Below are 13,715 nucleotides of genomic sequence, written 5' to 3'. Positions count from 1 at the left end.
AGCCGAAAGACGTGTTTCCGTGGCTGGTGAAGCGCCTTGTCCTATCGCTTGGACTCGGCGGCGTACTCGGTTATCTGGCGCTCCTTGTTGTCGCGTTGTCGCTGTTGGGGTTTCTCGTGGGAGATTATCAGGCGAATGGGAGGGGCACGGTGGAAAACGGGAACATCGTGCTATCCAACGCCACGCAGGCAAGGGAAACAGCGCTCAAAAACACGTATCAACAGGTTGCCGATGAGTGGCAACAAGGACTCTCCGCATCGCAAATTGCGCAGGTTGAGCAGCAACAGGTTGATTTGCCGGCCGCGGTGCTCATGGGCATCGGCAAAATGATCAATAACCTCAACCCGCCGAACGCCCAGGAATACTACGACTACCTGGCGCCTGTGTACACGTGGCACACCTACATCGACGTGACCATCACGTACCAGACGGTGTGCAGCAAGAACGGCTGTCATGTGGTTACCCATGAAGTGGACACGCCCGTCACGATGCTCCAAACGGCCAATACGTGGGACGGGACGCTCGTGGACACGTACAAGTGGGTGACGTCCATGTCAGGCACGACCCAAAATGGCGTGTATACGAAGAAGATTGAGCTTGCGTCATCCAAGCGGACCTATGACTGGTCGCGCGTATGGAATCTGTTCGCGCACATCCCGACGGCGCAACACACGCACATCAAGGAGTCCCAAGAAGATGAGGACATCTTAGCAGGTTTCATCGGGGCCATCGACTACACGATCTCAGATCCAGAAGTGCAGAAGATGGTCACGTCTGTGCTGTTTCCGGACGGCGTTGTGGTGACCGATCTTCCGCACGTATCTACAGCATTGCCAAGCGGGAACGCGATTCAAAACATCCTGCACTACAAGGCAGAAATTGAGGCCGCGGCGCGAATGTTCAACATCCCGGCCGTGCTCATCGCGGGCGTCATGTACCAGGAATCAGGCGGGAATCAGTTGGATCCAACCGGACACGTGTTGACGTCGAGTGCCGGGGCGATGGGGCTGATGCAAGTCGAACCGAGTACGGCAGCAGGGCTCACGATAAACGGTGTACCTGTCGGGTCAAACTGGTACGCGGATTTGTCCAACCCTACGACCAACATTCTGCTTGGCGCGGAGCTCTTATCGGAGCTCTATCACGAGTTCAACGAGAACGTGGACGAGACATTATCCGCCTACAACGCCGGTCCTGGTGCTGAAGAAGAGGCGCTATCACAGGGCTACACGGTGGCGCAGAACAGCCAGACACTCGAGTACGTCGCGGCGATCACGCAGCAGTGGATCCCGGCTTTGGAACCGTACTTCGGCAGTCTCTAAGATGGCGTAAAGTTGGCGTAAAAAAGGATTAGACATGCGCTAGCATGACAGCGAAAGGCCAAGGGAGGTGGCGCCATGCTTTATCTCGCGTTTCCGGCGGACCTGCGCGAGCGTTACGCGGAAAGCACATGGCTCGTCTACGACAAGCAAGTGCTTGAGACGTCGTTTGCGCCAGGGGACATCCTGCTCCTCTCCTCGTGGGTGGTTCCACATCGTGCGGAACAACTCCAGGTGATCCATCGAGCGCGACAAGAAGGTGCGCGCGTGATCTTTGTCGGCTCGAAAGAGGACGAAACCGACGAGTGGAAGCGGCAGTTGTGTGCGCTTGGTGTGTATGACTTCGCGTTTTTCGGAGATGAAGTCGTACTTAGCGTGCTCGACGACCTCATTGAACATCCGCGGACACCGCTCGACGTGCGCGCATACGTGGACGAGACGGTGTGGCACTTGGCACGGGAAGACCCGGTGGTGGTTGAGGTCGAGACCCCCAAAGCGGATGTGGACGAGCCTACGCAGGATGAAGCGCCCTTTCGTCCACGCTGGCGGCGTCCGCGATGGGGCAAGCCGAGTCCGCCTGCACCCGAACGGTTGCAGGTTGTGCAGCCACGGCTTGTCGTGGTCCTTGGCCTGTGGCCGCGCGCAGGGGTCACGACGATCACGTACCTGCTCGCGCAGCTCTTCGCGAAACAGCTGCCCACGCGCTCTGTGGCCTGTATCGAGCATCCCAGGCCTTGGCCGCGGATGTGGGACTACTTTCAGCTGGATGCACGGATGCCGGCCGAGAACTATCGGCACTGGACGGCGGACGGTGTGGGACAAGAAATCGAGGTGGATGGGGTGGATTTGGTGCCTCTGCCGCCTGGTTGGATTGGGAGTGCGGATTACGGCCAGCCCATGGTGCAGTACATCTTCCGGCACATGCGAAAGCCGGTGACGCTCGTCGACGTGGGGGCACAAGCGCCAAGCGAGATGCTTTTAGGCGTGGCGGACCGCATCGTGTGCGTGCTCGATTGCGATCCGACGTTTCTCTCGATTGCCGAACTCGGCAACCAGTACCGGGCGCTAAGCGCCAAATACGGTGAATCCATGGTCACGGTGCTCAACAAATGGACACGTTACGCGCACTACGAGGACTTGTTTGAGGACGCGGTGAAGGTGCCGTATCTAGCACCCGAGATGATGCAACAAGCGCTTTGGGCGGGGCAGTTTCCGGACGTCGCGACCTTGACGAGTGAGTTACACGAATTGACCGAGCGCGTGGTGACACCGCTGTTACCTGCACGCGTCGGATAGGAGGCGAGGAGATGAAGTCTTGGGTGAGATACACCCTTGCGACCACGCTGTTCGTGGTCGGCGTCGGGGGGAGCATCGCGTACAACCAGTTCGTGTCCCCGATGCTTACGAGTGAATGGGTGTACGTCGCGCGCACGCAGCTGCCTGCGGATACTCCCATTCAAGCGTCAGATGTCGAGCGTATCCGCGTACCGAAAAGCGAGGTAAGTCCCGACGCAATTACGAACGCGGAAGGGCTTATGGGCACATACACGGCGCAACCGGTCGACCAGAATCAGGTGTTGACCGCGCTTGATACCGAGCCCGATCCCTTCACGATTACCCCCGGCACGGAGGATGTGCCGATTCCTTCAACTTGGATTGCGTCGGTGTCGGAGACGCTTCGCCAAGGGGATTACGTTGATCTGATTCCCATTGCCGAGCCGCAAGCGGGAAGTAACAACGTAGGGATGTTGACCACAACCAGCGAGGCCTCCGAATTCAAACATCTCCTCGTGTTATCGGTACACACCGATAACAACGCCGAGGTGACGTCGCAACAGACGGGGGCGCCGCAATCGGTGGGGGCACGTGGGAACGGAAGCGGTGTGCCTGCGAGCGTCGATGTCAAGATGACATCCGCGGAAGCGCAGGCCTTGGCGAGTTTGATCCAGCAGAAGTATCAGCTGCTCATCGTGGGCGTGTCGGACGACAACCGGACGGGAGGTGGGGCGAAGTGATCGCGGTGGGACTTCGTGAGTCGCTTCAAAGGGAACTTACCGGGCGCGTGGAAATCGCGGAAGACTGGCATGCGCTTGAGGGCCGTAAGGTAGACGCCCTTTTGCTCGATGCCAAGCGTGTGCCGGAGACGGAGCTGTACGAGATTCGAGAGTGGTTTTCCGAGACGCCTATCACCTACATCGTGGACGAGTTCACGTCCGCACTCACCGCGTTTGCAGCGGCACACAACATCCGTCTCGTGCATGTCTCGCGCGTCCAGTCTTATCTGGACGAAGCCATCGGGCAAGGCCAATCCACGCCGATCCTCGCGTTTTGGGGTGTGTACCCGCGACTTGGCACCACGACCATTGCGCTCGCCGTCGCGCACGTCTTGGCCGCACAGCATGGCAAGTCCGTCGGGGTCTTGGGCCTCAACGCCTATGACCCAGGCACGGTCATGGTGCCAGGGGCAGAACATCATCTGGACGACATTCTGTCCTATCTCGCGCAGCAAAAGCTCGATCCGGAGACCCTGCAGGCCGCGATGGAGTTTGTGCTGCGCGTGAAGTACCTGCCGGGACTGCAAAACCAAACGCGGGCACTGGCGGTGATGCCTGAGCACGTCCGACACCTGCTCCGCGTGGCACAGTCACAGTTTGAGGTGTTGGTGCTGGACGTGGGAAGCGCGCTCAACACGGCGCTCGCGCTCGAAGGTCTCCAAGCGGCCACGCACCGCTACGTCATCGCCAATGACCTGGTGGCGACCCAGCGGCAACTCCTGCGGCAGATGGATTACATTCTGCGGCCTTTGGGTGTTGAGCCAAGCGACCTGATGCTTGTGGGCAGTCAAGTGCATGGCAAGGGGAGCCTCGCGAAGTCGGTGGGGCTGATGCAGGTAACATCCATCCCGTATTACCCGTCCATTGACCTTTTCGCGGAGCAATCACCAGAGCCGATGAAGGTGTTTCTGGCGGAAAAGACCTTCCGCAAGGCGGTCGAGACCCTGGCTCAATCGGCAATGACGACGCCTGTGACCCCGGAGGTGGCTGCGAGTGTCCGTGCATGAGCTCCTGCCAAGCGAGCCCTTTCGCGCGGATCGGTATGTGCTCGAGACGCAGCGCGAGCGGGCCAAAGACTACGGTGAAGTGCCATTTGACCGAGTGATCGAGGCGTTTCAGCAGTACCTCGGTGAGGAAGTCGGCGGGAAAGACGACGTGGACTCGCAGTACCTGCACCGCAAATACCGGGCGCTCATCGGGGATGAGGCGGCGAAGCAGTATTTTATCCACCGCATCCATGACTTTTTGCGGGAACGTCCCGAGTTTCAAAACACGCGATATCCGCGGTACTACCCGGACTTGCCGGAAGCGATCTTTCAACACGCGCTCGGCTTCGGGCCCATGAGCGTGTGGTTTGCAAATCCTACGGAATCAGCGACGGTCAATGGAACGCAGATCCTGTTTGGCGTCAAGGGGTCAAACACGAAGGTCCTCCAACCCTTCGCGTTTGACTCCATCGACCAGGTGAAGCGGTTGGTGCGCACGCTCACCTTGCGCGACCCGGCGAACCAGGTCAATCAGACGAATCATTGGACGCAGGTCGATATGCTCAATGGCACGCGCGTCACGATCTTCGCACCGCCCTTGTCGGAAACGTACGTGCTCGTCTTCCGGCAATACACCTTCCATCGCTACACGTTCGAGCACGAGGCTGAGATGCGCACGATCCCGGCCGATTCTGTCGAGTGGTGGAAGCTCCTGAGCCGACTCATGCTCACGATGGTGACGACCGGGATTCGACGGTCGGGGAAGACCACGTTCTTGAAGGTCATCTTTGGCGCGCGCGATCCGAATCTCGAAGTGGTGACAGTGGAACGCGGCACCTTTGAGGCCCATCTGAAGCGAGACTTTCCAGAACGCGCGGGACGGATCATTGCGCTCAAGTCACCGCTCGATGAGATGGCATCCCTATTCCCGGCGTTTCTACGGTCGGACGCGCACTACATGATGGTGCCGGAGATCCGAAGCAGTGAGGTCGATTTGCTCATCCTGTCGCGCGAGCGCGGCAACGGATGTTTGGCAAGCTATCACAGTCCGTACGTGACGAACATCCCGCGAGAGCTTGCGGATTTGGCACTCGAGAACAATCCGAGCCGGGATTATCGGGCGACCTACATCCGCACGGCGCAAAGCCTCGATGTCGCGATCACGATGTGGGAGGACCCGACGGGGCGAAAGATTGTGACGGGCGTCTACGCTTATGAATTCGACCATGAGACGGAATCCTACACGGTCACGACGTGGATGAAGTATCACCGCGCCACAGATACTTGGACGTTCCACGCGGAGATTCCGCCGTCCATGCGGGCGCGCTTGGAGGATACGTACCCGGACGTTTTGGCGGCGTTTGAGGCGGAGTTTCAGCGTTTGGCGTCGGCGTATCCATTCCAGGGCGAGGCCAAGCGTCGCGTGAAGATTGGGGGGTGACATCGTGGCGAATGCGCTGAATACCCTTGCGCAAATCGTCTTGTATGGCGTGGCCTGTGCGGGTCTCCTGTGGCTGTTTGAGCAGGTCTGGCGAGATGGATGGGCGTGGGCGAAGCGGACGTACTACGGCATCGGGCATCGGCAGCTCCTCCGCGTGAGCGAGGGGTTTCGCGGCCGACAGACAACGCAGTTGCCGTGGTGGATGGGCTGGCATGACCACCTCGAAACGCTCTTGCAGGCCACGCTCAAACGTCCGCACCGTGACGCGGTGTCGCGGTTCATCGTGGGCTCAGTCACGGCGGCCGTGATCGTGGGTGTGCTCACCTCTGTGGTGACGCACAACCCGTTCTATGCGCTTGTCATGTTTGCGTTGACCGTAGTCGCACCGTACGGCGTGCTCCAAATCCGCCGCTATCACATGAGCATCCGGAACTCCTACGACATCGGCACGCTCTTGAGTGTCATCGTGCCGGAGTATCGCAAGCAACATGGGAGCATGCTGCATGCGCTGCAATCGACGGTGGAGCATCTGCCGCCAAGCCCGATTCGGCGGGCGGTGGCGCGCTTGACCGACCGACTGACGGATTACACCACGCCTGACGATGCGAGGCGCGCCCTGCATCGCTTCGTGAAGGAGCTCGGAACCTCGTGGGCGGCGCAACTCGCAAGTGACATCGAGCATGCCCTGTTGGACGGCGTGAACGTGGAAGCGAGTTTAGCGCTTTTACACAAGGAGTTTCAGGAGATTGAAGACGCGCGCAAGTCGCAGAACCTGGCCCGGATCGACACGCTCCTCATCTCGTGTGTTCCGTTTCTGATGTGGCCGGTCATGATGGTGCTCTTCTACCTCTTTGTGTCGCGGAACATCTTCCAGTACCAGTTTGCGAATCCGACAGGCTTCACGTGGTTCCTTTTGACCCTTCTTGCCACGCTCGGTTCGTTCATCATCGGAATCACGTTCTACAAGCCGAAACAGGACATCTGAAGGGGGGTGACAACGGCATGGGTTACGTGATTTTAGCCTTGGGACTCGTTCCAAGCGTGCTGCTGGTCATGGGGGCAGGGCAAGGTGAGTATGCCGGAATACGGACACGCGCGCGGATTGCGGCCGGGTGGTATGGAGCCAAGATGCGGGTGCGGAAGAGGCTCGAAGACGAGCAGCTCGTCTCGTTGCTGCGGAAAAGCGGCCTCACGCTGAAGGCGTATCAGTATCACTACCTGCGAATCGGGTTGACGCTCGTCTTTTTGCTTATGGGAGTCGTGGGGCTTCTCCACGGACGGCTGTTGCCGATGTTGTTTCCGCTCGTCGTATGGTTTGGGCTCGAGTATCGGCGTCCGTTCCCGATGTACTACGGCTTCCTTGCCCTGCAAAAGCAGGCGGCGTTGGAGCGAGACAAGGCGCTCTATCTCCTCTACCGCCTGCTCCTTCAAGAGGCGGTCGCGTTTCGAGGGCGACCGCTCGGGGTGTATGACATGTTACGCCGCCAATTGCACCGTGTGCCTGTCTTAAGCCCGTTTTTGGAGCGGTGCCTGCATGATTGGGTCGATGATCCCGCAGTTGCACTCCGACGCTTTGGCGATGAAGTGGGAACGTCCCAAGCGAAGGCGCTGGCGCACATGCTCATCGAGATCGAGGAGGCAGGCGTCGCCGTGGCGCTCGATGTCCTCCAGACGAACCTGGAGCGATTCCGAGCCGACCGCATTGCCGCCTTCCGGGCGCACCTGAACACGCGCTCCATCTTGGCGACGGCGCTTACCATGCTCGGACTTGGAGCGACGAGTTTCGATCTGATGGTCGTCATCCAAGTCTACGCCGGCGCACTCATGCGCGCGAGTGCAGGTGGATGAAAATATGGCGCACTCTTGGCGTAAAATGCTCGCTTTCAAACCGTATCGTGGAGCATGAGAGGAGGCGCGGAGGATGCGGCAGATCATCATCGGGTTGCTCGTGATGGTCATCGTGATCGGCTTGGCGGTGACGAATGTGAGGTTCGGTAAGCAGGAACTCGCGCAAATCGGACAAGCCGGGGTGTCGACCCTCGCGAATGCGCCGACCGCGAATCTCGCGTCTCGCTCCAATTCTTAAAACAGGGGGATGACACATGAACTCACCCATTGTCGGCGTTGTGGTCGCGCTTCTCGTCTTGATTGGCGGCGTCGTAGGCACGGTCGCGATGAACACGTGGAGCGCGGGACAGCAGTCAAATGTGCAGTCGTTTACGGGACAGCAGATTACGTCCGCGGAAGGCTCTGTGTCGGGCGGCTGATGGGGCGAGAGGGAGGTCGAGTCGAATGAGAAGTGCGATCATCTTCGCGCTGATGTTCTTCTTCATCCTGTCGTGGAACTACCAGCCGTACATGGATGTCATCAATGGCGCGCGGTTGGAGTATCTGCAGGCGGTGGCCGAAACGGCGATTTCGGAGGCGAAGATCAAGGGTTACTTCTCGGCGACCGACCTCTCCAACATCCAACAGGCGGTGGCGACGCACCTGGGCTATCCGGTCTCGGAAGTCCAGGTGCAAGGCACCACGCTTCCCACGACGCGCGGGAACCCGATTGACATCCAGATCTCCATCCCTACGCACATCAACCTGTTCTCGATGGCGCCTGCATCGAATCAGGCAACGCTCACAGCGTATGAGAGCGCGGATAGCGAGGCGTTGAATCCGTCATGAAGTGGATCTTGATGGCCTTATCCCTTGTCGTGTTGCAGTTTTGGACGCATGAGCAGGTGCTGAACTTGGAGATGGAGACGGTGGTGTATCACCGCATCGTGAATGCGATGGTGCTCGCGAGTCAGGACGCGGTGGAGGACGTGATTCCGTCCAGCACGGCAAATGGTGAACCGATATTTGACCAGACCGAGGCAGCCCAGACGTTCCGGATGACGCTTGCGAACAACCTTGGCCTGGATCCAAACACGCTCCAGCCATTGTCGAATTCGACGTTCCATGTTGCGCCGAAGATCCTGGACGAGGAGTTCTACGACTGGAGCAATACGACGTTCCCGTACCACTACGTCAACAGCGCGTATGGGATCAACGAGACGCTAGACGCGCCTTCGATGGTCGTGGTGGTGCAGTTCACGATGCCGAGTTACGCGGCGAATGTTCCACCATTCACGATTACGGTGCCAATGGTGCAGAGTTATGCTGGCTCGTAGAGGCTTGTGCTAGACTGGAGACAGGCACCACCTTGGGGGCCGCTCCCTGCCCGTTATGGGGAGGGGGTGGGGCCATGACTGTAGCCGACTTGTTGTCGTTGATCCAGTTTGGGTCATTCATCGTGACATTGTTGACGCTCGTCGTGGCTTTGCTTCTTGCCTTAGTACGCAAGTAGACCGCCCCCATTAGGTTCGCGCCGATGGGGCGGTCTCTTGCTCGCTAGTGCTTAACTGACGGGCAGGGACACTGCCCAGGCGTCGGTGCCCGAGCGTCGGAGCCGTGAACTCCGGCGCTCTTTTCAGTTTAAGTGTAACACAGGGGATTGATACGTCAATCAATGTCAGACGGAAAAGTGCAAACGTGAAACCAGCGACGAACTTACGAAAATTTCTTATCGCATGTCGGACATACACCGTCGATTAGTACGTCCGACTCATGGAGACACAGATAGCACAATTTTAGATGTTCCAGATCTTCAAGAATTTCGCCGTTATTGCAGTCGTGATGGCGTCCAATTTCAATGATTTTCTTAATGAGTTTTATAAAGGCGTCTCGCCCGATTTGCTCTTCTATCCCTTCGTCCATCATGGTCCGAATCACTTCGTTGAGCATGTAACTTCCATCGTGATTGGACATCTGGAATCCTCCCACAAACATAGTTATTTGTTACGTAATCGTCTTCTGACTTCGACAACGACTCCTATGACATGAACATCGACAGAATTGTAGACCATCGGTTCCATTGAGGGATTGCTTGGTGTCAGGATACAAATGTCTCCTTGGCACTTGACGCGTTTGAGCGTGGCTTCTTCCCCATTGATAGCTACAACACAGATGTCTTGTGGTGAGAAGTTGGACGTATACTTGACGATGACCAAGTCCCCTGGAAAGATGTAGTCCCCAATCATGCTGTCGCCGACGACTTCGAGCGCAAACCCCTCATGATTTCCAAGGAGGTCCGAATCAACTAGTACAAATTCCGAACTGTTGAGGGCCAACATCTCCACGGGTGTGCCAGCGCGGATGGAACCGAGAACAGGGATGGGCACTTGACGTTTATACCAAGACGGGTCAACAGGCTTTAGATCACGAGATTCAGACGTGCGACTGATTTGCTCATTCAGGACACCTGCGTGTAATAACAAATCCTCGTAAGGAACTTTCAAGGCAGAAGCTAGCTTCTTCAGTGTATCAGGCTTAGGCCTACCCCTTTGGCCGTTTTCAATTCGAGAGATTAATGCCGAACTCACGCCTGAGTACAACGCTAATTGATTTATCGTCAAGTTACGTTCCTTACGGAGTTTTCGGAGATACTGACCAAATTGAGACACAAACGCACCCACCTGAACCGTAGTTTAAGTTCAGTGTAGGTAGCGCCCTTAACTTCGATAAATACTCGTTCCTCAAAAGTGTTGACAAAAGTTAAATGAGGCTTTATATTGACCTTTGTCAAAAGGAAATTGAATCCTGGAGGCTTGATCAGAACATGATTCATTTAAGAGAGGAGTTTATCAAGCGCTACCTTCAAGATGTATCTATTCAGCAGGTAGCCAAAGATATAGGGATATCCACTTCGATGATGTATCTTCTTATTCACAAAAAAAGAAATCCAGGAAGAAAGACTGTTTCCAAGATACTTAAATATTATAACATTCCTTTTGAAGATATATTTACTACAGATAATTGACGTCTGTCAATGAACGAGGTGGTATCGTGCAACAAAGACCTATCCGCTTAAAGCGTGTAGTCATTAAAGAGGAACTCGTTGTGCTCACTGGCGACTACATTAAAGCGATATTGCTTAATCAATTTTTGTACTGGTCGGAACGCGTAGAGGATTTCGATCTATTTATCCTTGAGGAGCAGCAACGTGCTCGCGATGTCGGGGACGATTTGAATATTGAACTGCGCCAGGGGTGGATTTACAAAAAGGCAGAAGACCTGTCGGAAGAGACTATGCTGAACCTGTCAAAAACTGCAATCGGTAATCACCTCAAGTCGCTTGTTGATGCTGGATGGATTGAGCAACGGCGAAATCCTCAAAACAAAATGGATAAGACGTACCAGTATAGGGTCAACATCGTGAATATTCAAAGGGATTTAATGCAGCTTGGATACTCCTTAGAGGGATACCGGGTACCGCTCGATATCCTTGTCTCTGTCGAGGATGAACTTCGGAGTCCAGAAAATGAACTTCGAGGTCCATTCAGTGGACTTCGAAGTCAAGAAAATGGACTTCGGAGTCTCGAAAGTAGACTTCGGAGTCCATTTCGTGGACAGCAATACCAGAGACTACATACAGAGATTAAAGATGATGTAGAAGACGAAGATTGCGCGCACGCGCGCGTGTTCCAAATCGAGGAATTCGAGCAAGGCCTACTCCCTGACCTGTTGGACATGCCTGCCGAAATCTCAGCGACAGATGAGACACCGACGCATACATACAACACCAGCTTGCCTAGTGCAACTCCTCCAAGCGCTTGGACGAATGAGGACGACCCCTACATGGCCATCGACCAGCGCATGACGATGCACCTGGGACGACCCTACTTCGCCAAGGGCAACGACTACCGGGCACTCAAGGAACTCACGGCGAGCGGCGTGCCCATGGATTTCATCCTGGCCGGCATTGACTACACGTTCGCCACGTTTGCCGACCGACGCCCGCGCAGTTTCGCGTATTGCGCGGAGGTCATCAAGGAGCGCTGGGCAGCGGAGATCGCCAAGCGACAGCCCGTCAAGGCTGTAAACTGGGCCGAGTATCGCGAACATTGCGTGAAACCTCAACCTTCACCGTCGCCTCACCGGACGAGCCGAACTCGCACATCCCAGCCGACACGCAGGGAGCGCATCCGTGACGAGCGGTATGCGGCGTTTTACGAACTCTTCCCGGACGGCTGAGGAGGTGACAGGGATGGAGGGGCACTACACCTACGCTCTGATGGGGCCGACGAGCGAACACACGGTGGCGTGTGACCTGGCGCCTGATACGTTCGTGGAGGTCCTGCGTGGCGCGATGGAGGCCATCGGGGTTCGCTTGGACGAGTTAGTGTTGCGGATCTACGTGCAAGAGGGCGCGGGAGGCTGGCAGTTGGTGCACGGGCGTGTCAAGGACGCTCGCGAAGCCCAGCAGACGTGCCTCTTGCCAATGCCGCCGGAGCCTCCGTCAGGAGACCCGGAAGTGCTCGATGACGCGACGTATCAGGACATCGGGTACGCGGCGTTGAATCTTTATCGCGTGCTGTGGCAGTCTCGCCAGCGTATCAAAGCGTCGAGTCTGAAGACGAAGGTGCGAGTTCGGCAATCGTTGCGGGCGCTGGACGAGCGCATGCGTCTTGTTGAGCAGGCGGTCGAGGGTACGGAGTGGTGGGACCTGTTCCGGTTGCGGTATCAGCAGGGCAAAAAGCTTGTAGCGTGCGCGATGGAACTGCACATGTCGTCGCGGACGCTCAATCGCCAGATCAGCGACATGGCCGGCCATGTCGGGCGGATGTTGAGCACGGTGCTCAAGGAACGGGAGTTGGCGGAATTGATGCAGGCGGCGAAGCGTGTGCCGATGATGCCGGGCAAGGCGACGGCGCGCGTGATACGCTTGGAGCAACGAGAACTATGGTCATAGCGGCAAAGTTGGCCATCGCGCGTCATGGGAGTGCCGCGGTATACTGGAGTTAAACGGAGGCTACGATGAGAATCGCGAGAAGCGGGAACGATATTGTTGCCAAGCACTTGACGAACGCCTTGCCGGGCGAGGTGTTGTCGGTCATCGGCATTCACGATGCGCACGTAGTACGGGCCTTGCCGACTGAGTTGCCAACGGTCGAAGTTCGGCAGGAGTTCACGGACATCATGCTGGAGTTGGCCGATGGACGATTGCTGCATCTCGAGTTCCAGACCACACGCGAGCCGAACCTGTACCGATTCGGCACGTACGATTGGGCGATGGCGGAGCGCTACAAGCGTCCGATCCGCACGGTGATATTGTACACGCGCGACGTGACCGAGGCGCCGTCGGAGCTCGACGCCGGGAGCATGCGGTACGCGGTCGAGAACGTGTACCTGGGCCACATGGACGGTGACGGTGCGCTGGAGACCGTGAAGCGTCACCTGGCCGCGCATGAGTGGACGGAGGAAGACCGGGTGCGCCTTGCGTTCGCGTTCCACATGCGTTTTGAGCGCCGAACGCGGGAAGAAGCGTTTGGGGAGATTGTCGAGGTTGTACAGCGCGTGCCGGATGTGCACGAACAGAACTACCTGGCGGCGCTGATATTAGGCTTCAGCGGGCGTGTGATGGCGGATGAGCAAAAGGAGCAGCTAAGGAGGGTGCTAGAGATGACGGATTTGCTGAGGGAGTTGGAGCGAGAGTTTGAGGAGAAGGGGATTCAGAAGGGGCTGCAACAAGGGTTGCAACAAGGTGAGCTACAAAAAGCCCGGGAAATTGCACATCGTCTCCTTCGTAAAGGAGCTTCTGTGCAAGAAGTCGTGGAGATTACGGGTTTGTCGTCGAAGGACGTGGAGGAAATCCGTCAGAACCTGCACTGAGTTTTCAATACACAAGGGACTCGGCATTGTCCGGGTCTCTTTTTATTTGCTCAATCTGGCCTAAACTTGGCGCAAAATCATCCGCCGAGCGTGCTACGGTAGCGACAGTTGAACGGTCGAGCACTTTGGCGCGAAAATGGCGCGTTTTGCATGCTTGGATGCGTTAAAGTCGGCTTGGAAACGGGCAAGGAGGCGATCCAACGTGTGCTAA

Annotated in this window: 18 protein-coding genes and 1 pseudogene; 16 read left to right on the top strand and 3 right to left on the bottom strand. The window is 57.0% G+C overall.

What is annotated here, in order from left to right; genetic code table 11:
- Positions 1–11: 11 nt before the first annotated feature.
- The 12 genes from AACI_RS14695 to AACI_RS17020 all read left to right on the top strand — a co-directional run bounded on the left by AACI_RS14695 (position 12) and on the right by AACI_RS17020 (position 9,140).
- Positions 12–1,322, top strand: a complete 1,311-nt coding sequence (locus AACI_RS14695) for a lytic transglycosylase domain-containing protein (protein WP_245530842.1) — start codon at positions 12–14, stop codon at positions 1,320–1,322.
- A 75-nt stretch (positions 1,323–1,397) separates the two neighbouring features.
- Positions 1,398–2,615 carry a hypothetical protein gene (locus tag AACI_RS14690; protein WP_012812168.1) on the top strand — a complete coding sequence of 406 codons (1,218 nt, stop codon included), beginning with the start codon at positions 1,398–1,400 and terminating at the stop codon, positions 2,613–2,615.
- Between the two features lie 11 nt (positions 2,616–2,626).
- Entirely contained in the window at positions 2,627–3,334 is a 708-nt protein-coding gene (locus AACI_RS14685) for an SAF domain-containing protein (protein ID WP_012812167.1), read from the top strand.
- A complete protein-coding gene (locus AACI_RS14680) occupies positions 3,331–4,380 on the top strand; it encodes a hypothetical protein (protein WP_012812166.1) in 1,050 nt (349 codons plus the stop codon). The genes AACI_RS14685 and AACI_RS14680 overlap by 4 nt, the downstream gene beginning before the upstream one ends.
- The gene (locus AACI_RS14675; protein ID WP_012812165.1) at positions 4,367–5,800 is read left to right on the top strand and encodes an ATPase, T2SS/T4P/T4SS family; all 1,434 of its coding nucleotides are present in this window, start codon (positions 4,367–4,369) and stop codon (positions 5,798–5,800) included. Before AACI_RS14680 ends, AACI_RS14675 begins: the two co-directional genes overlap by 14 nt.
- A 4-nt stretch (positions 5,801–5,804) precedes the next feature.
- Positions 5,805–6,785, top strand: coding sequence for a type II secretion system F family protein (locus AACI_RS14670; protein WP_012812164.1), 981 nt, complete (start codon positions 5,805–5,807; stop codon positions 6,783–6,785).
- 17 nt (positions 6,786–6,802) lie between these two features.
- Positions 6,803–7,648, top strand: coding sequence for a hypothetical protein (locus AACI_RS14665; RefSeq protein ID WP_012812163.1), 846 nt, complete (start codon positions 6,803–6,805; stop codon positions 7,646–7,648).
- A 73-nt stretch (positions 7,649–7,721) separates the two neighbouring features.
- Positions 7,722–7,886 carry a hypothetical protein gene (locus AACI_RS16625; protein WP_012812162.1) on the top strand — a complete coding sequence of 55 codons (165 nt, stop codon included), beginning with the start codon at positions 7,722–7,724 and terminating at the stop codon, positions 7,884–7,886.
- A 16-nt stretch (positions 7,887–7,902) separates the two neighbouring features.
- Complete coding sequence (locus AACI_RS16620; RefSeq protein WP_012812161.1) at positions 7,903–8,067, top strand: hypothetical protein; 165 nt, start codon at positions 7,903–7,905, stop codon at positions 8,065–8,067.
- A gap of 25 nt (positions 8,068–8,092) precedes the next feature.
- Positions 8,093–8,476, top strand: a complete 384-nt coding sequence (locus tag AACI_RS14660) for a hypothetical protein (RefSeq protein ID WP_012812160.1) — start codon at positions 8,093–8,095, stop codon at positions 8,474–8,476.
- Positions 8,473–8,964, top strand: a complete 492-nt coding sequence (locus AACI_RS14655) for a hypothetical protein (protein ID WP_012812159.1) — start codon at positions 8,473–8,475, stop codon at positions 8,962–8,964. The genes AACI_RS14660 and AACI_RS14655 overlap by 4 nt, the downstream gene beginning before the upstream one ends.
- Before the next feature lie 74 nt (positions 8,965–9,038).
- A complete protein-coding gene (locus tag AACI_RS17020) occupies positions 9,039–9,140 on the top strand; it encodes a putative holin-like toxin (protein WP_012812158.1) in 102 nt (33 codons plus the stop codon).
- Between the two features lie 203 nt (positions 9,141–9,343).
- Here the strand turns inward: AACI_RS17020 and AACI_RS14650 are convergent, their stop codons facing one another.
- The 3 genes and pseudogenes from AACI_RS14650 to AACI_RS17010 form a co-directional block, all read right to left on the bottom strand.
- Complete coding sequence (locus tag AACI_RS14650; protein ID WP_012812157.1) at positions 9,344–9,601, bottom strand: hypothetical protein; 258 nt, start codon at positions 9,599–9,601, stop codon at positions 9,344–9,346.
- Positions 9,602–9,624: 23 nt separating this feature from the next.
- Positions 9,625–10,077, bottom strand: coding sequence for a LexA family protein (locus tag AACI_RS17015; RefSeq protein ID WP_394295661.1), 453 nt, complete (start codon positions 10,075–10,077; stop codon positions 9,625–9,627).
- Positions 10,060–10,296, bottom strand: a pseudogene (locus tag AACI_RS17010) (helix-turn-helix domain-containing protein); the annotation flags it as partial. The pseudogene AACI_RS17010 and the gene AACI_RS17015, both read right to left, overlap by 18 nt.
- 95 nt (positions 10,297–10,391) lie before the next feature.
- Between AACI_RS17010 and AACI_RS17315 the strand changes: the two are divergent.
- The 4 genes from AACI_RS17315 to AACI_RS14630 all read left to right on the top strand — a co-directional run bounded on the left by AACI_RS17315 (position 10,392) and on the right by AACI_RS14630 (position 13,504).
- Positions 10,392–10,652: a helix-turn-helix transcriptional regulator gene (locus AACI_RS17315; protein ID WP_081442669.1), complete on the top strand. Its 261-nt coding sequence runs from the start codon at positions 10,392–10,394 to the stop codon at positions 10,650–10,652.
- Positions 10,653–10,678: 26 nt separating this feature from the next.
- The gene (locus tag AACI_RS14640; protein ID WP_012812155.1) at positions 10,679–11,866 is read left to right on the top strand and encodes a helix-turn-helix domain-containing protein; all 1,188 of its coding nucleotides are present in this window, start codon (positions 10,679–10,681) and stop codon (positions 11,864–11,866) included.
- 13 nt (positions 11,867–11,879) lie between these two features.
- Positions 11,880–12,584, top strand: coding sequence for a hypothetical protein (locus AACI_RS14635; protein ID WP_012812154.1), 705 nt, complete (start codon positions 11,880–11,882; stop codon positions 12,582–12,584).
- 65 nt (positions 12,585–12,649) lie between these two features.
- Complete coding sequence (locus tag AACI_RS14630; RefSeq protein WP_012812153.1) at positions 12,650–13,504, top strand: transposase; 855 nt, start codon at positions 12,650–12,652, stop codon at positions 13,502–13,504.
- Positions 13,505–13,715 lie beyond the last annotated feature (211 nt).

The sequence above is a fragment of the Alicyclobacillus acidocaldarius subsp. acidocaldarius DSM 446 genome, assembly GCF_000024285.1.
GTDB lineage: Bacteria > Bacillota > Bacilli > Alicyclobacillales > Alicyclobacillaceae > Alicyclobacillus > Alicyclobacillus acidocaldarius.
Note: the sequence above shows the minus strand (reverse complement) of the source record. Positions and strands in the feature narration are given on the sequence as shown.